Origin of the sequence: Clostridium perfringens ATCC 13124, from assembly GCF_000013285.1 — a bacterium.
In the GTDB taxonomy this organism is placed as follows: Bacteria; Bacillota; Clostridia; order Clostridiales; family Clostridiaceae; genus Sarcina; species Sarcina perfringens.
Window position 1 is genome coordinate 1446392 of the sequence record NC_008261.1, and the last position, 17804, is coordinate 1464195.

Below are 17804 nucleotides of genomic sequence, written 5' to 3' on the forward strand. Positions count from 1 at the left end.
TAAATGAGAATAAAATAAATTAATTTTTAACTTTAAATTAAGTAATAACAATACTTAAGATTATTAATTAGAAGATTCAAATATATAAATGGTATAAAATTCATATTTTTTTTTAGGTGTTTTTGATATAATGATTTTAAACTAAATATTTTAGAGGTGAATTAATGTTTTTAATGATAGATAACTATGATTCCTTCGTGTTTAATTTGCTTAGGTATTTTAAGGAATTAAATGAGGATATAAAGATAAAGAGGAATGATAAAATAACTATAGAAGAAATAAAAAGATTGAATCCAGAGGGAATAATAATATCTCCAGGACCTAAAGCACCTAAGGACATGAAAGAATGTTTAAATATTATAGAGGAATTTAAGGGAAAGATTCCTATTTTAGGTGTATGTCTTGGTCACCAATGTATTGGATATTCCTTTGGAAGTAAAATAAAAAAAGGGGATTTCCCAGTCCACGGAAAAGTGAGCAAAATAACTCATGACGGAAAAGGGATTTTTAAGGGAATAAAAAATAATATAAATGTAACTAGATATCATTCTTTAGTAGTTGATAGAAATTTTTTAGGAGAAGATTTAGAGATAACTGCCTTAAGTGATGATGGGGTAGTTATGGGAATAAGGCATAAAAGGTACAATATAGAAGGAGTACAGTTTCATCCAGAGGCTGTTTTAACTGAATATGGCCATGAAATGCTTAAAAATTTTATTGATAATGCTAGGAAATTTAATATTATAGAAAGGTGAGTAATTTGAATTTTGAAATTAAGGAAATAGAAAATAAGCTTAAGCCACATGAAGTATATTCTTTATTTAAAGATGAAATAAACAGTATATTTTTAGATAGTTCAAAGGAAGATAGCGAATTTTCTTTATATTCATTTATAGGATTAAATCCTTTTAAAAAGTTTAGCTCTAAGGGAAATGAGATTTTTATAGATGAAAAACTAGTCTTAGGAGATCCTTTTAAAAAATTAGAAGAGCTTATTTTAGAATATAAAATAAATTATAATAGTGAGATACCTTTTTTAGGAGGTGCTATGGGCTATTTTTCTTATGATATAGGAAGAGTTATTGAAGATATGCCTAAAAGTGCTAAAGATGATGTGTGTATTCCAGATAGTTATTTTTTATTTTATGATAATGTAATAATATTTGATTTGAGAAATCAAAAAACATATATAACAGCCCTAGGAATTAAGGAAGAGTCAGAAAAAAGTATATCTAAGATTTATGAAAGAATAAAAGATAAGTATATAAATTTAAATATCAGCTTAGATAAAAATACTGAGTTTACTTCAAATTTTTCAAGAGAAGAATATATAAATTCAGTAAAAAAGGTTAAAGAGTACATAAAAGAAGGGCATACATATATTGCAAACCTAACACAGAGATTTTCCTGTGATTTTAATTCTGATCCTTTTGATACATATATAAGTTTAAGAAGTATAAATAAAGCCCCTTTTTCCTGTTATTTAAATTTAGAAGGTTTTCAAATTATAAGTTCTTCTCCTGAAAGGTTTTTAAAGGTGTTTAATAATAAGGTTGAAACAAGACCAATTAAAGGCACAAGACCAAGAGGAAAAGATAAATTAGAAGATGAAAAGAATAAAAAAGAACTTTTAAATAGTGAAAAGGATAAGTCAGAGCTTTTAATGATTGTTGATTTAGAGAGAAATGACTTAAGTAAGGTATGCAAACCTTTTTCTGTTAAGGTTACAGAATTATTTAAATTAGAGGAATATGCTACAGTATTTCACTTAGTTTCTACAGTTATAGGAGAACTAAAGGAAGATGTTAGTTCTGTAAAATGTATAAGAGAATGTTTTCCAGGAGGTTCTATAACAGGCGCTCCTAAAATAAGAAGTATGGAGATAATAGAGGAACTAGAAGGCCTTAGAAGAGGGATTTATACTGGGGCCATAGGTTATTTTGATTTAAGAGGAAATTGTGATTTTAATATAGTAATAAGAACTATATTAACAAAAGATAATAAGGCCTATTTTGGAGTAGGTGGAGGCATAACTATTGAATCAGAAGAAGAGATGGAATATGAGGAAACTTTAGATAAGGCAAAGGCTTTAATGAGAGTATTATAATTAGGTTGTGATATAAAGTGATTTATATAGGAGAAAATAAAAAAGGTTATAGTATGGTTGAAAAATGTTCACTTACCATAGATTCTTCTGTTTTTTTTGGACGGGGAATTTTTGAAACTATACTTGTATTAAATAATGGAGTGTTTTTAAAGGAACATCTAGAAAGACTAAAAGATGGATGTTTAAATTTAAATATTCCTTTTAATATTAATGAAGAGGAATTAAGAGAGTTTATTAAAAATGAAAAAATAAGAAATAAGGCTTTAAAAATAACTCTTACTGAAAAAAATATAATTTATTCAACTAGAGATATTCCTTATGGCATAGAAGATTACAATAGAGGATTTTCTCTAAAACTTAGTGAAGTAAGAAGAAATAGAACCTCTAAATTAACTTATTTAAAGAGCACTTGCTATATTGAAAATATTATGGAAAAGGAAAAGGCTAAAGATGAAGGCTTTGATGAAGTGATATTTTTAAATGAAAGAGAAGAGCTAACAGAAGGGGCTACTAGTAATATATATTTTATTAAGAATAATAAGATATGTACTCCAAAGGTTAGCTGTGGTCTTTTAGATGGAATAATTAGAGGATGGATAAAGAATAACTTTCAAGTTGAAGAAGGATGTTATAATATAGAAGACTTAAGAAATAGTGAAGGGATTTTTATAAGCAATTCTCTTCTTGGAATAATGCGAGTAAGTCAATTTGAAGAAGAATTTTTTGGGGAAAAAGATTTAATAGAAGAAATAAAAAGTAAATATGAAAGTTCTATTATAAGCTTTTAAATATGGAGGGCAAAATGATCGATAAAGATAAGATAAGAGAAGGAATGAAACTAATACTTGAAGCAATAGGAGAAGATATTAATAGAGAGGGCTTAATAGAAACTCCAGATAGAATTGCAAGAATGTATGAAGAAATATTTTCAGGAATAGGAATGAATGCAAAGGAGCATTTAAGTAAAACTTTTGAAGTTCATAGCAATGATCTTGTTTTAGAGAAGGATATAACTTTCTATTCTATGTGTGAGCATCATTTAGTTCCTTTCTATGGGAAAGTTCATATAGCATATATACCAAATGGAAGGGTTGTAGGTTTATCTAAACTTGCTAGATGTGTTGAGGTTTATTCAAAAAAACCACAACTTCAAGAAAGGCTTACAACGGAAATAGCTGATTCTATAATGGAATACTTAGATGCACAAGGTGTAATGGTAGTTGTAGAAGGTGAACATATGTGTATGACCATGAGAGGTGTTAGAAAACCAGGTGCAAAAACAGTAACAACAACTTATAGAGGAAAGTTCTTAGAAGATGAAAGCTTAAAAAATGATGTTTTTAGAATGATTTCTATGTAGATCTTAATTCTTTGAGGTGTTTATTATGGAGAGAATAAATAAGATACTTAATAATAGTAAGTATAAAGACTATTTAAATAAGAATTCTTTCTGTGAAAAGGATAGGATTTTTTGTAAACATAACTTAGAGCATTTTTTAGATGTATCAAGAATTGCCTACATAATGGTCTTAGAGGAAAATATGAATGTATCTAAGGAAATTATATATGCAATAGGACTTCTCCATGATATAGGACGATGGGTAGAATATGAAGGTGGAGAAAAACATAATAAAGCTTCTTATAAATTGAGTTTGGATATTTTAAAGGAATGTGATTTTAATAAAGAGGAAATAGAGATTATTTTAAGTGGAATTTTAAATCACAGAAATAGTGAAGCAGAAGGATTAGATAAAATTATTTACTTAGCTGATAAAAAATCAAGAAGCTGTTTTTTATGTAATGCTGAAAAACTTTGTAAGTGGAGCAAAGAAAAAAAGAATTTAGACATAATTATTTAAGGGGGAACTTTTGTGAAAATAGGAAATAAAGAGTTTGAAATAGGAAAAAGAACATACATAATGGGAATTTTAAATGTAACTCCAGATTCATTTTCAGATGGTGGAAAATATAATGATATTGAGTTAGCATTAAAGAGAGCTGAGAAGATGATTAATGATGGTGTTGACATAATAGATATTGGAGGAGAGTCAACAAGACCAACTCATACACCTGTTGGTGAGGAAGAGGAATTAAATAGAGTAGTACCTGTAATAAAAGCCTTAAGAGAAAAATTTGATATACCTATATCAGTTGATACATATAAGGGTAAAGTGGCAGAGGAAGCTATAAAAGCAGGTGCAGATTTAATAAATGATGTATGGGGTTTTAAAAGGGATAAATATATGGCTACTGTGGCTGCTAAATATGGAGTACCTTGTTGCATAATGCACAATAGAAATGATAATGAATATGGTGATGACATCATAGAAACTATGAAATCTGATATGGAAGAATGTATAAAGATAGCCCTAGATGCTGGAGTTAAGAAAGAAAATATAATTTTAGACCCAGGTATAGGTTTTGCAAAGGATTATGATCAAAACTTAGAAGTATTAAATAGATTAGATGAGTTTTGCAATATGGACTATCCAGTTTTATTAGGAACATCAAGAAAATCAGTAATAGGTAATACTTTAAATCTTCCAACAGATGAACGATTAGAAGGTACTTTAGCTACAACTACTCTTGGAATAATTAAAGGATGCGAATTTGTAAGAGTTCATGATGTTTTAGAAAATAAGAGAACTGCCCTTATGACTGATGCTATGGTAAGAAGATAGGAGTTAATTTTCATGGATAAAATTATTATTAAAGATTTTGAGGTTTTTGGTAATCATGGAGTCTTTGAAGAGGAAAAAAGACTTGGACAAAAATTTGTTTTAAGCATAGAACTTTTCTTAGATACTAGAGAGGCTGGAGTTACTGGAGATTTAAGTAAATCTGTTCATTATGGAGAACTTGCACATAAGGTTGAGGAAGAGTTTAAAAAGCAAAGCTATGATTTAATAGAAACTGCAGCAGAAAAATTATGTGAGTTTATATTATTAGAATATCCTCTTGTAAAAAAAGTGAAGGTTTCCTTAAAGAAGCCATGGGCACCTATATTAAGAAGTTTAGATACTGTATCTATAGAAATAGAGAGAGGATGGAATGAGGCATACCTTTCATATGGGTCTAATATAGGAGATAAAAAATATTATATAGAAGAAGCTTTAAATGAAATAAATAAGGCTTATCATACTGAAATTATAAAAAAATCTAATTTAATTGAGACAGAACCTTGGGGATATACTGAGCAGGATGAATTTTTAAATGGTGCTTGCAAAATAAAAACTCTTTTAAACCCTAAGGAATTAATAAAGTTTTTATTAAGTGTAGAACAAAAGCTTAAAAGAGAGAGAAAGATTAAGTGGGGTCCTAGAACTATAGACTTAGATGTAATATTTTTTAATGATTTAATAAGTGAAGATGAAGAGATCATACTTCCACATCCAAGAATGCATGAAAGAAGTTTTGTTTTAGAGCCATTAAATGAAATTGCTCCATATAAGATTCATCCCTTATATAGAAAGCGTGTATTTGAACTTTTAGAAGAATTAAATAAAAATAAATAAATATAAATAATTTATTCTTAATAAAGATATAGAATTTAGTAATGATTTATACTAAATCCTATATCTTTTTTTATTGTTTTTTATTAAACACATACTGGCAAAATGGTTCTAATTTAAAGGAATTAGGAATATCTTTTAAACTTAAGTAATCCTTCCTTACATCACTATCCCAAGGATAAAGGGTTATTAAATCATCTCCGTAAATATCTATTACATACTTTTCACTATTTAAATCTATAAAAATTTTATATAAGGGTTTATTAGGTAAAGCTTCCTCATTTATAAAGTTAGAATCTTTTAAGCTTTTTAATAAGTCATCAATAATTCTTACATCTTCATTATCAACAATTACTTCACTATAAATATTCATATCTAATAATCTGATTTTTATATTATTCTTAGAAACTAGTTCACTTAAATTTTTAGTGTGATAGTTTAAAGAAGGTTTTTCCTTAGAAGGAATATTAATTTTAGAACATGAAATTAAAAGAAGAGAAAAACATAGGGTTATTAAAAATATTTTAGTAATTTTTTTCATCAAATTTATCACCTCCTTCAGTTTAATTTATGAAACTTATGTTTTTAGTAGAACTTTTTTTAAGAAAATGAATAATATATATTACAATTGTCCTTAGAATTAAGGTGGTGATTTATAGTGAAATATGCATTAGATATAAATGACTCCTATTTAAGAAAAGTATTAATAAAAAAATTAAAGGAAGAAGGAGATCTTACTATAGATTGTTTTAATGAAGAGTGTTGCTTAGGAGAAAGTTTTTTTAAGAAAGTTTTATTATCTAATAATACAAAGGCAGATATATTTATAAGAATAACTAAGAGCATAGGAGAAGATAAGAGAATAGAAATTTTAGGAGATGATCAAATTCTTAGGCGTGTTGTATCCTTAAACTTAGAAGATATGGTTGATTATATAGGCCTTTCACAGATAAGTATCAAAAGTGGAAAAGGATTATATTTAGTAAAGAATTTAGACTCTTTATGCTTAATTATAAATATAAGTGATACTGAAATAGATAGTATAAATAAAGAAAAATTAGCAGATGCACTATATAAAATAATTAAGGAAGTAAGCTAATCTTATTTCTTTAATTAATAGGTTTAGTTATCCATATTTTGCTTTAAGCTTTATTTTGAGTTAATATTAATTTTAAGATATATACTTAAAATTAACAGTAGTTTAAATATAGCCTTGCTTTAAAGAAGTTTTATCAAGACTTAAACAGAGAGTTTACAGTTTATTGACAGAACTTCTTTAATTATAGTTTTCTTAAGAAACTTTTTATGATTATACTAAGTAATATTATACTAAGTATTTTTAGGAATAAACTTAGTAGTAATAAATATTATTATGTTAAGTGTTTTTTAATTGATAAGATATATAAATAATATTTAAAGCTTATTATGCATATAAATCAATAAGTAGCAATATTTATGGGGGAAATTATGGATATTATAGGCAGTATAAACACCAGATTTTTAAGCAAAAGTGAACAGAGCAAAAATGAAATCTTCAATAAAATAGATAACATAGTAAAAGGTGGAGGCAATATAATTAGGATGAATCTATCCCATGGCAAGCATAGAGATGTAGAATGCTGTATAGATTACATAAGAAGCAATCATAAGAATGTAAAAATTCTTTTAGACTTACAGGGAAATAAGATTAGGGTAGCTAATAATATATATGGAACATTTAAAGTTAATTCTGGTGATTTAGTTTATTTTTGTTCAGAGGAAACTTATGATGTTTATCTTAAAAATATTGATAGAAATAAACTTATACCTTTAAATATAAAAAATAAGTTTATATACAATAATACTTTTAAAAAGATATATATGAAAGATGCCACTATGGAATTTATAGTAATAAGCAATAACAATGGGTTAATAAAGACTAAGGTTAAATTAGGTGGAGTAGTTAGAAAAGAAAAGGGATGTAATCTTCCTAATTTAGATAGGAAAAATTGGGGGGTAAGCGAAAAGGATTTAGAAGATATTAGATTTGCCTTAGATAATAAAGTAGATATTATAGATTATTCTTATTGTTCTTATATGGAAGAATGTAGAGAGTTTAAAAATATTGTTTTTAAAAATTTAAAGTCAAATCAATTTATTCCTAAGCTTTGGGGGAAAATTGAAACTAATGAAGGAATAAATAATATTAAAGAAGTTGCTAAAGAATTAGATGGAATAGTTATAGCAAGGGGAGATTTAACAGCAGAAATTGGAATATTAAATGTTCCTATAGTGCAAGAAAAAATATTATATGCTTTAAAAAATGAGAATAAATCAATAATAGTAGCCACAAATGTACTTTCATCTATTAGAAATAAACAAAATAAGCCTACAATAAATGAATTAAGCGATATATATCATTTTATTAGGTGTGGCGCAACAGGGTTTATGCTTACTGGAGAAACTAGTACTGGGGAAAATGAAGAGTATGTTGTTACAACCTTAAAAAATAGTATAAAATATTACGAAAAGTTATTATCAAAAATAAAAAAGAGATCAAAGAGAGTCTAAAAAGACTTTCTTTGATCTTTTATTTTAGATTTTTGTATAAGTTCATAGGATTTTATAACTATTAAGAAGCTTAAATATCCTAGTAAAGCACCTGTTAATACATCACTTGGATAGTGAACAAGCAAGTATAATCTAGAAAAAGCTATTAAAGAAGCTAAGGAATAGATATATACTCTTATATTTTTAAAATAATAAGCTAACATAAATGCTGCTGCAAAGGATGCAGAGGTATGACCAGAGGGCATAGAGTAACTACTTGGTTTAGGTATCATTATATGTAAGCTTTCATATGTTGCAAAGGGTCTAGATCTTTCTATAATATGTTTAAGAAGTCCTTCACCAAGCAGGGTGTTAACAATTAAAACAGCTAAAGTTAATAATCCTATTTTTCTATATTTTTTTGAAATTATAAGTAAGATGCTTATGGCAATCCATATAAAGCCTAAATTACCTAATGAAGTTAAGAAAATCATTATTGGATTAAGAAACTTATTTTGTATATTATTTTGTATAAAGTAAAGTATATTTATATCTATATTTTGAATAAAATGCATCTTATTGCCTCCTAAAATTAATAAATATATTTTATTACTAAATTTTTAAGAAGTCTACTATAAGTATGTAAATAAGTTTATAAAAAAAAGTAATATTATATAAAAAATATTCATTTAAAGAATTAGAGAAACAAAATATAATGTAGATGTAATAAATAAAAGGAGGTCTAATATTGAGAAAATTAGAAAAATCTCTTTTAATTATTATAAGTGCAATACTTATGATATTTCTAATAATATTTAATATAATTAAAAATGGAAACTATATTAAACGTTTAAATAATAAAAATATAGAGCTGGTTTGGTACACCATTGGAATAGAACCTGACGATATGGATAGAGTTGAAAGGGAAGTAAATAACTATTTAACTAAAAAGATAAATGCAACTATTGATATTAGATTTGTAGATTATGCAGATTTTACAAAGGTAATGAATAATAAAACTGATGAAGGAGAAATTTTTGACCTGGTATTTACATCTTCCTGGGCTAATGATTATTATCCTAATGCAAAGGAAGGAGACTTTCTTAATTTAAATAACCTGATTAAAGAGTATGGAAAGGATGTTTATAAAGCTCTTGATAAAAAATTTTGGGAGGGAGCAGCAATAGATGGTTGTATATATGCTATTCCAAACCAAAAGGAGATTTCTAGTATGCCTATGTGGGTGTTTTCTAAAGAATATGTAGAAAAATATAATATTCCTTATAAGGATATAAAAACTTTAGAAGATTTAGAACCTTGGTTAAAGTTAATTAAAGAAAATGAAGAAGGGGTAATTCCTTTTTACGTTGATGATAGTTATTCAGTTCCTATGTTTTGGGATCAATTAGCCCCTGCTTTAGGAATAAATTTAGAAAGTAATAACTTTAAGGTAGTAAATATATTTAAAACTGAAGAGATGATTAATAATTTAAAGACTATGAGAAGATATAAGGAGCTTGGATATACCAATACTAAAATTGGGAATGCTGGTGATTTTTCCACTAAAAGATTTGTAACTAAAGCTGATGGGCAGCCTTATGCTGAAAAAATATGGTCTATTAAAAGTGGAGGAGAGGTTGTTGCTACACCAATTTTAGAAAGTTATATTACAAATGGATCAGTAAATGGTTCTATGATCGCTATATCAAAAAATTCAAAAAATCCTGAAAAAGCTATGGAGTTTTTAAATCTTTTAAATACAGATAAGTATTTAAGAAATCTTATTAATTATGGAATTGAAGGAGTTCACTATGAAAAGATTTCAAATAATAAAATCAGGCTTTTAGAGGAATCTAAAAATTATATGGTTGATTACTACACTTTAGGAAATTTATTTATAACATATGTATTAGAAGATGAACCAGAAAATAAATGGGATGAATTTAAAGAGGTTAATAATAAGTCTAATGTATCTCAAGCCTTAGGATTTAAGTTTGACCCTAGTAAGGTAAGTATTGAACTAAAGTATGTAAATACTGTTCTTGAAGAGTTTACAAGAAGTTTATATACTGGATTAGTAGATACAGATGAATATGTTTCAAAGCTTATTAATAAGCTTGAAAGTGCTGGAATAGATAAAGTTAAGGAAGAATTAGAAAGACAATTAAATGATTGGAAAATAAAAAAGCAGACTTTTTAGTCTGTTTTTTTATTTAAAGATATTACCTGAATATTATCTATAACTGTAATGGTTCCAGTTTCTATCATAGGCTCAATGATTTCTATTAATTCATTTATTTTTTCCTTACTTTCAATAACTTCTATGACTATAGGTAAGTTTCTAGCAAGTATTTCAATAAAATCAGAATGTATTTTATGATGGCTATCTAAGCCTTCAATTCCTCTTATTACAGTTGCCCCCAAGATATTTTCTTTTTTTAGTACTTTTAATATCTCTAAGTAAAGTGGCTCACCATTATACTTATCAGATTCATCAATAAATATTTTTAAAAAGCTACCTTTAAATTCATTTCTCATAAAAGATTCCTCCTAAAAATTAAAATAATATCCTAGCAAGTTTTTGTCCTATTACAACAAATAATAAACTACAACCTAAGTTTAAGATTATATTTTCTATTCCTAAAGTTATATTGCCATTAGTTAACATACTAATTGTTTCATAGGAAAAAGTAGAGAATGTAGTAAGTCCTCCCATAATACCAGTAGTTAAAAAAAGTTTCATATTAGATGAGATTAATGCACTATCCATACTGAATTCCATAATGAAACCTATTAAAAGAGCACCTAAAATATTTGCAATTAGAGTACCATATGGAAAGTTTCCTCCAAAATTTTTGGCTGCAAAAATTGAAATAAGATATCTCAAGGATGCACCTAAAAATCCACCCAGTCCTACTATTAAAGCAAGTAAAAGTTTTTGCATTTTAATTATCTCCTTAAATATTATTATAAATATACTTTTTTATAATGTTAACAAATTTTGAATAAAAAGTAAAAGTATAATTCTACAGAATAATAAGTCTAATTAAAAATATATCATACATTTTAATCATATATGATTAGAGAAAGAATAAAAATATTCAAAATGTAATAGTTATATTACAAAAATTTCAAACTTTTTAAAATATTTAAAAAGTTAACAGAATATATATAAAAATCTTTTAATGTTAAAAACCCTTGAAATGTAGTAAAATAGCCTGTTTGACACATTAATACAGGACTTTTTTGTAATGTTGACTTTTTTACTGTTATGTTATAAATTAACTATAGAAACTTTAATTTACTTAAAGCTTCTCAAACAAAATACTAAAAAAAATATATGATTATCATATTAATTTTAATTAAATTTGATAAAGTATATGATTATTGTAAACGTTTGTTTAGTCTTTGAGATTAAGGGATCTAAATGGTATAAAAATAGTAATATGAGGGGGAAAAAAAATGCTTAGACACAAAAAATTATTAGCATTAATTTTAGGAGGAGTAATGACTACATCTGTAATGTTTACAGGATGTGGATCAAGTGACAAAAAAGCAGAGGGAGGAGCAGCAAGTGAGGAGCCAGTTAACTTAGTATGGTATGTAATAGGTAAACCTCAAACAGATGGAGAATTAGTAGAAGAGGAAGTAAATAAATATATAAAAGATAAAATAAATGCTACTGTAGACATAAAACATATTGACTTTGGTGATTACAGCCAAAAAATGAATGTAATAGCTAACTCAGGAGAAGAATATGATTTAGCATTTACATGTTCATGGGCTTTCCCATATTTAGAAAATGCTAGAAAAGGTGCTTTCCTTGAATTAAATGACTTATTAGATAAAGAGGGAGCAGACCTTAAAGGGGTTATAGATGAAAGACTTTGGAAAGGTGCTGAGGTTGATGGAAAAATATATGGAGTTCCAAACCAAAAAGAAATAGCAGGAGCACCTATGTGGGTATTTGATAAGGAGCTTGTTGAAAAATATGATATTCCATATCAAGATTTACACTCAGTAGAAGATTTAGAACCATGGTTACAAATAATAAAAGAAAAGGAACCAGATTTTGTACCATTCTATACTCAAGGGGATTCAATTCCATTAGAGTTTGATGAAATAATGAGACCATTAGGAATATTCTACAATGATGATACTTTAACAGTACAAAATATGTATGAGACAGAAGAAATGAAGTCTATGATGACTAAATTAAGAGAATACTATGAAAAAGGATATATAAATCAAGATGCAGCAGTTAATAATATGAAAAATGAAGTTAAGAGATTTATGTGGAAAGCTGATGGACAACCATATGCAGAAAATGGATGGGGACAAGCTTTAGGTAGAGAAGTTGTAACATCATCAATAATCCCTCCATATGTTACAAATAACTCAACAACTGGAGCTATGACTGCTATATCAGCAACATCTAAGCATCCTGAAAAAGCTATGGAGCTTATAAACTTAGTAAATACTGACTCTACATTAAGAAACCTATTAATGTTTGGAATAGAGGGAACTCACTATGAAAAAGTTAGTGACAATCAAATAAAGAGAGATCCAAATGGACCATATAGTGTTACAAGTTGGGCTTACGGAAACTTATTTGATACTTACGTTTTAGATAGTGACCCAGCAGATAAATGGGATGCTTTTGAAGAATTTAACCAAGGTGCTAAGACTTCACCAATCTTAGGATTTAAGTTCAATACAGAGCCAGTTACAACTCAAATATCAGCAGTTAATAACGTATTACAAGAGTTTGAAAGAACTTTATACTCAGGTTCAGTAGATCCAGTAAAAGGATTAGATGACTTAAATAAAAAGTTAGCTGCATCTGGATTAGATGACATAAAAGCTGAAATGCAAAAACAATTAGATGAATGGAAAGCTTCTAATAAATAATAAATTTTAAATATAAAAAGAGTGGTTTTAAGCCACTCTTTTTTATTTTTTTTAATAAATTCAATCTGTTTTAATAAGAGTTAATATCATTTTAGAAGAGAGTAAAATATTAAAAAATAAATTTAATTAAGAAAATACTTAATTAGATATTGAATTTCTAGAAAAATAGGAGTAGAATTTAATTAAGGAAATGCTTAATTAAAAATAAGAGGTGGCTTATGGAAGATAAAATAAAAATATTTAAAGCACTAGGAGATGAAACTAGAATAAATATACTACATCTCATAAATAAAAGATCTATGTGTGCAAAGGGAATAGCTAGAGAACTTAGCATTTCAGAATCTGCTGTTTCTCAACAAATAAAAATATTAAAAGATGCAAATCTCGTAATTGGATATAAAATAGGTTATCACATTGTTTATGATTTAAATATAGAGCAGTTAGAAAGCATTAATATCTTAATTAATTATATCGTAAATAATGATAATAATATAAAAACAAAAGAAAATATCTATGAAAAATGTAATAAGATATGTAAACATGCTAAATGCATAAATAATAAAAATTTGAAGGAGGAAAATATAATGAGAATTTGTTTCCCAGTTAAAAATAATGAAGGAGTTAAAAGTGTACCATATGGTCATTTTGGTACTGCTCCAACTTTCGTAATATGTGATTTAGAAAAAGATGAAGTAACTACTGTAGGCAATGGTGATTTAGGTCATGAACATGGAAAATGTCAACCAATAAAAGCTTTATCAGGTGAAGTTGTAGATGCTGTAGTTGTTGGTGGAATTGGTGCTGGTGCTATAAGTAAATTAAATTCTATGGGAATTAAAGTTTACAAAGCTATTGAAGGAGATATAGAAGCTAATTTAGAAGCATTAAAAAAAGGTGAATTAAAAGAGTTCTCAAGCACACATACATGTAATCATGATGGATGCAGTCATTAATAAAGAAAAAGCGAGTTCTTTTTATTATTTAGAATAAAATATTTATAAGAAAAATACTAAAAAGGTATTACATTTTAAAGATGTAGTACCTTTTTTATTTAAAAAAATTAATTTAAACATTAATAATTTTTTAAAAGGTTTATTATACAGAGAAGGTAAGTATTATTAAGTATATGTATTTTTAAAAATTATTTAATGTGGAGGATTAAAATTGGATATTGAGAAGTTTTTAAGGGAGATTAGAGAAAAAATAATTAATTATAGAAGGGATTTTCATAAATATCCTGAAATTGCATGGAAAGAATTTAGAACATCTTCTTTAATTGGAAAATATTTAAGAGAAATGGGTTATGAAATAAAAATAGGAAAAGAAATAATAAGTGAAGAGCATAGGTTAGATGTACCAAACGAACTTGATTTAAAGAAAAGTTATGAAAAATCCTTAAATCAAGGTGCCTATAAAGAATTAAGTGATTATATGATTGGGGGATACACTGGAGTAGTTGGGATTTTACAAAATGGAGAGGGTCCAACTATTGCTTTAAGATTTGATATAGATGGAGTAAAAGTACTTGAATGTGAAAATAATGAGCATTTTCCTTTTAAAAATGGTTTTTCTTCTTTAAATAGAGGTATTATGCATGCTTGTGGACATGATGGTCATATAGCTATTGGTCTTGGAGTTGCAGAAGGGATTATTAGATTTAAGGAATATTTTAATGGAACAATAAAGCTTATTTTTCAACCTGGAGAAGAAAGCGTCTGCGGTGGAAATCCAATGGCTCAATCAGGAATCTTAGATGATGTAGATTATTTATTAAGTGGTCACATAGGAATAAAGGCAAGGAAATCAGGAGAAATAATCTGTGGAACAAAGGGATTTTTAGCAACATCTAAAATTAATGCTGAATTTACAGGGAAGTCTTCCCATGCCGCAGTTGCACCTGAAAAAGGGCATAATGCTTTGCTTTCTGCATCTACAGCAGTATTAAACTTAGATGCTATACCAAGAAATGGTGAAGGCATAACAAGAATAAATGTAGGAAAGTTAATTGCAGGGAGTGGTAGAAATGTAATTCCTGGAAAAGCTTTTATGGAAGTAGAGACTAGAGGAGAAACTACAGAATTAAATGAATATATGGAAAGTTATGCAACTAGAATTCTAAAAGCTTCTGCAGATATGCATGATAATCATGTGAAAATATCCTGTTTAGGAAGATCCATAAGTGGTAGTAGTGATAGAGAGTTAATTGATATTATTAAATGGGAGGCAAAAAATATAAAGGGATATAACAATGTAATAGATGAAGAAGACTTTGGTGCTAGTGAAGATATATGTTATATGATGAAAAGAGTACAGAAAAATGGAGGAAAAGCATCTTATATAATGTTTGGAAGTGAGTTAAAGGATGAACATCATTCTATTAGGTTTGATTTTAATGAAGAAGATCTGTTTCCAGCAATAAATTTATATTTAAGAGTAGTAATGAATCTTTGCAATAAAAAATAATAAAATTTTTAAAAGATGAATTATATTTAATAATTATTCTATGTATATATGGGATTATATCAAAATAACTTTTTATAAAACTTACAAACATATTCCGAGAATTACTAGATTTTAAGTGAAAGTCCAAATTTTTAATTTGGATTCTTGAACTTATGCAATTGAACTTTGTGAGATTGTATTCCTAAGAAATTAACAGTCTCAGCTTTTTAACGTGATATTTTCTACGTAATAATTTAAATTCTAAAGCTTATCTAGATATTCTCTTCATACTGTTTGTAAGTTTTATTGTTATATTTTGATAAAGCCCTTTTATAGAGTGGATAATAAATCATCTATGATCATATTTCCACCTAATTTATAATCATATGTAGAATTAGTATTTAAAGACTTTAAGAAGCTCCAAGAAGCATTCCAAAGCTTAACTACAAAAAGGTAATTTTCTAATTTTTCCATTAATTCATAAGAGTAGTAGCCAAAATAACTTTTTATTAAAAAATATCTCTTTTTTTCATCAAGCATCCAAGATACAGTAGCTAAATCAAAAAATATATCACACATAGCAGAAAATTCAAAATCAATAAAAAGAACATTTTTATTATGATATAGTACATTTGAAGAATTTAAATCGTTATGACAAAGGCCAAGAGTCATATTTTTGCTTAATTTTTCTTCAAGAATATTTAATTTATTTAAGACTAAATCAATGCCTTCATGAAAATTAAAGTTTTTAGATTTTAAAATATGAAAATTTTTTCTTATATGTTCAAAAGGGTTAAAAATATGTTCACACTTAAGAATATGTAGTTTTTTTAAATTAATTGAGAGTTTTTCAAGGAATTCTAAAGATGTAAATGTACTCATATTTACCTTTGAATCTTCTAAAAATTTGCTTATTAGTATTCCATTATCCTTATTATGATATATAATAGGGGGGGATAGCTTGTTCAAATTAGCAAATATTAAAACAAAATTTTCCTCTGAAAAATTATTTTTATTATCTTTACTAGGTATTCTTAAAACATATTTATTATTTTCACACTCTAATAAATAATTTGAGTTATTAAGACCGCCTAGTTTGGTTATCTTATGATTTTTCATTTTGTTAGTCATCTTAATCTCCTTATATTCTAATGAAAATATTATATCAAAAAATAAGAAGGGATGGAAAAGGATAATGTTAAATGAGGTGTTAAAAGGAATAGAAGGTTTAGATAATGACATGATTTTAAAAGCTAAAAATAGAGTAGATTCTTTAGCTAAACCTTTAGGAAGTTTAGGGAAGTTAGAAGATATAGCCATAAGGTTATCTGGAATAACTGGGAATATGTTTAATAATATTGATAAAAAGTGTGTGATTATAATGTCTTCTGACAATGGAGTTGAAGAAGAAGGAGTAGCCTCAGCACCTCAATGTGTAACCTTACTTCAAACAAAAAACTTTATAAAAGGTACTACGGGAGTAGCTACATTGGCAAAATCTAATGGAACAGATTTAATGGTTTTTGATGTGGGAATTAATTCAGATGAAGTTGTAGAAGGAGTTATAAATAGAAAGATATCAAAGGGAACTAAAAATATTTATAAGGAACCAGCTATGACTTATGAAGAAGCTAAAAAATCCTTAGAAATCGGAATAGAAGCTGTAAAAATAGCTAAGGAAAAGGGATATAAAATACTTGGAGTAGGTGAAATGGGAATAGGAAATACCACTACTTCAGCAGCAGTATTAAAAGCTCTTATTGGGTGTGAAACTTCTCAAGTAGTAGGAAAAGGTGGCGGAATAAATAATGCTTCTTTTGAAAAGAAAAAAAGAATTGTAGAAGAAGTGGTTAAAAAACATAATATTAATTTTGATGATCCTATTGATATTATTTCAAAGGTTGGAGGATATGATATTGGAGCAATGACAGGTGTATTTTTAGGAGCAGCTTTCTATAGAATCCCTGTAGTGATAGATGGATTTATATCCGTTGTGGCAGCTCTTTTAGCTAATAGATTAAATCCTTTAGTTAAAGAATTTTGTTTTACTTCTCATAAATCACAGGAAATAGGATATGAGTTAGCTATAAAAGAGTTAGGTTTAGATCCTATGTTAGATTTAAATATGAGATTAGGAGAAGGAAGTGGATGCCCAATAGCTTTCTCAGTAATTGATTTTGCAACAGCCATGATGAATAATATGGCAACCTTTGAAGAAGGAAATATAGATAACAGCTATTTAGAAGATGTAAAGGATGAAGAATGTTATATTGTTCTTTAAAACTTTAAAAATATTATAGGAG

The 17804-nt window shown here is 27.1% G+C and carries 19 protein-coding genes; 14 read left to right on the forward strand and 5 right to left on the reverse strand.

Annotated elements, in window-relative coordinates; translation table 11 throughout:
- Positions 1–164 precede the first annotated feature (164 nt).
- From CPF_RS06205 to folK, 7 genes are read left to right on the forward strand one after another with little or no spacing between them, the layout of a single operon-like run.
- Positions 165–755 carry an anthranilate synthase component II gene (locus CPF_RS06205; protein ID WP_003458624.1) on the forward strand — a complete coding sequence of 197 codons (591 nt, stop codon included), beginning with the start codon at positions 165–167 and terminating at the stop codon, positions 753–755.
- 5 nt (positions 756–760) lie between these two features.
- Positions 761–2107 carry an aminodeoxychorismate synthase component I gene (gene pabB / locus CPF_RS06210; RefSeq protein WP_011590642.1) on the forward strand — a complete coding sequence of 449 codons (1347 nt, stop codon included), beginning with the start codon at positions 761–763 and terminating at the stop codon, positions 2105–2107.
- Between the two features lie 17 nt (positions 2108–2124).
- Positions 2125–2895, forward strand: coding sequence for an aminotransferase class IV (locus CPF_RS06215; protein ID WP_041702656.1), 771 nt, complete (start codon positions 2125–2127; stop codon positions 2893–2895).
- A 14-nt stretch (positions 2896–2909) separates the two neighbouring features.
- Entirely contained in the window at positions 2910–3467 is a 558-nt protein-coding gene (folE, locus tag CPF_RS06220; RefSeq protein ID WP_011590644.1) for a GTP cyclohydrolase I FolE, read from the forward strand.
- 25 nt (positions 3468–3492) lie between these two features.
- Complete coding sequence (locus tag CPF_RS06225; RefSeq protein WP_003458609.1) at positions 3493–3966, forward strand: HD domain-containing protein; 474 nt, start codon at positions 3493–3495, stop codon at positions 3964–3966.
- Positions 3967–3978: 12 nt separating this feature from the next.
- On the forward strand, positions 3979–4788 hold the full coding sequence (folP, locus tag CPF_RS06230; protein WP_011590645.1) for a dihydropteroate synthase: 810 nt from the start codon (positions 3979–3981) through the stop codon (positions 4786–4788).
- Between the two features lie 12 nt (positions 4789–4800).
- Positions 4801–5622 (forward strand): 2-amino-4-hydroxy-6-hydroxymethyldihydropteridine diphosphokinase, encoded by an 822-nt coding sequence (gene folK, locus CPF_RS06235; RefSeq protein ID WP_011590646.1) that lies wholly within the window; start codon positions 4801–4803, stop codon positions 5620–5622.
- A 70-nt stretch (positions 5623–5692) separates the two neighbouring features.
- Here folK and CPF_RS06240 read toward each other — a convergent pair whose 3' ends face one another.
- Positions 5693–6163: a DUF4883 family protein gene (locus CPF_RS06240; RefSeq protein ID WP_025647813.1), complete on the reverse strand. Its 471-nt coding sequence runs from the start codon at positions 6161–6163 to the stop codon at positions 5693–5695.
- 114 nt (positions 6164–6277) lie between these two features.
- Here CPF_RS06240 and CPF_RS06245 point away from each other — a divergent pair, with 114 nt between their 5' ends.
- Positions 6278–6718, forward strand: coding sequence for a hypothetical protein (locus CPF_RS06245; RefSeq protein ID WP_003477720.1), 441 nt, complete (start codon positions 6278–6280; stop codon positions 6716–6718).
- A 368-nt stretch (positions 6719–7086) separates the two neighbouring features.
- On the forward strand, positions 7087–8169 hold the full coding sequence (locus tag CPF_RS06250) for a pyruvate kinase (RefSeq protein WP_011590647.1): 1083 nt from the start codon (positions 7087–7089) through the stop codon (positions 8167–8169).
- Here the strand turns inward: CPF_RS06250 and CPF_RS06255 are convergent.
- Positions 8166–8723 carry a phosphatase PAP2 family protein gene (locus CPF_RS06255; RefSeq protein WP_003448881.1) on the reverse strand — a complete coding sequence of 186 codons (558 nt, stop codon included), beginning with the start codon at positions 8721–8723 and terminating at the stop codon, positions 8166–8168. The two genes, CPF_RS06250 and CPF_RS06255, sit on opposite strands and share 4 nt — an antisense overlap.
- Before the next feature lie 173 nt (positions 8724–8896).
- Here CPF_RS06255 and CPF_RS06260 point away from each other — a divergent pair, with 173 nt between their 5' ends.
- Entirely contained in the window at positions 8897–10348 is a 1452-nt protein-coding gene (locus CPF_RS06260; protein ID WP_041702658.1) for an ABC transporter substrate-binding protein, read from the forward strand.
- Here the strand turns inward: CPF_RS06260 and CPF_RS06265 are convergent.
- Together CPF_RS06265 and crcB are read right to left on the reverse strand one after the other, a co-directional pair.
- Entirely contained in the window at positions 10345–10686 is a 342-nt protein-coding gene (locus CPF_RS06265; protein WP_003476035.1) for a DUF190 domain-containing protein, read from the reverse strand. The genes CPF_RS06260 and CPF_RS06265 overlap by 4 nt on opposite strands.
- Positions 10687–10705: 19 nt before the next feature.
- Positions 10706–11092, reverse strand: a complete 387-nt coding sequence (gene crcB / locus CPF_RS06270) for a fluoride efflux transporter CrcB (RefSeq protein ID WP_003458613.1) — start codon at positions 11090–11092, stop codon at positions 10706–10708.
- A 518-nt stretch (positions 11093–11610) separates the two neighbouring features.
- Here crcB and CPF_RS06275 point away from each other — a divergent pair.
- The 3 genes from CPF_RS06275 to CPF_RS06285 all read left to right on the forward strand — a co-directional run bounded on the left by CPF_RS06275 (position 11611) and on the right by CPF_RS06285 (position 15522).
- Positions 11611–13059 (forward strand): ABC transporter substrate-binding protein, encoded by a 1449-nt coding sequence (locus CPF_RS06275; protein ID WP_041702659.1) that lies wholly within the window; start codon positions 11611–11613, stop codon positions 13057–13059.
- Positions 13060–13277: 218 nt separating this feature from the next.
- Positions 13278–14012, forward strand: a complete 735-nt coding sequence (locus CPF_RS15225; RefSeq protein ID WP_011590650.1) for a metalloregulator ArsR/SmtB family transcription factor — start codon at positions 13278–13280, stop codon at positions 14010–14012.
- Positions 14013–14223: 211 nt separating this feature from the next.
- Positions 14224–15522, forward strand: coding sequence for a M20 family metallo-hydrolase (locus tag CPF_RS06285; RefSeq protein ID WP_011590651.1), 1299 nt, complete (start codon positions 14224–14226; stop codon positions 15520–15522).
- A 309-nt stretch (positions 15523–15831) separates the two neighbouring features.
- Here the strand turns inward: CPF_RS06285 and CPF_RS06290 are convergent, their stop codons facing one another.
- On the reverse strand, positions 15832–16632 hold the full coding sequence (locus CPF_RS06290) for a choline/ethanolamine kinase family protein (protein ID WP_011010189.1): 801 nt from the start codon (positions 16630–16632) through the stop codon (positions 15832–15834).
- 64 nt (positions 16633–16696) lie between these two features.
- Here CPF_RS06290 and cobT point away from each other — a divergent pair, with 64 nt between their 5' ends.
- Positions 16697–17782, forward strand: coding sequence for a nicotinate-nucleotide--dimethylbenzimidazole phosphoribosyltransferase (cobT, locus tag CPF_RS06295; protein WP_011590652.1), 1086 nt, complete (start codon positions 16697–16699; stop codon positions 17780–17782).
- Positions 17783–17804: the final 22 nt, after the last annotated feature.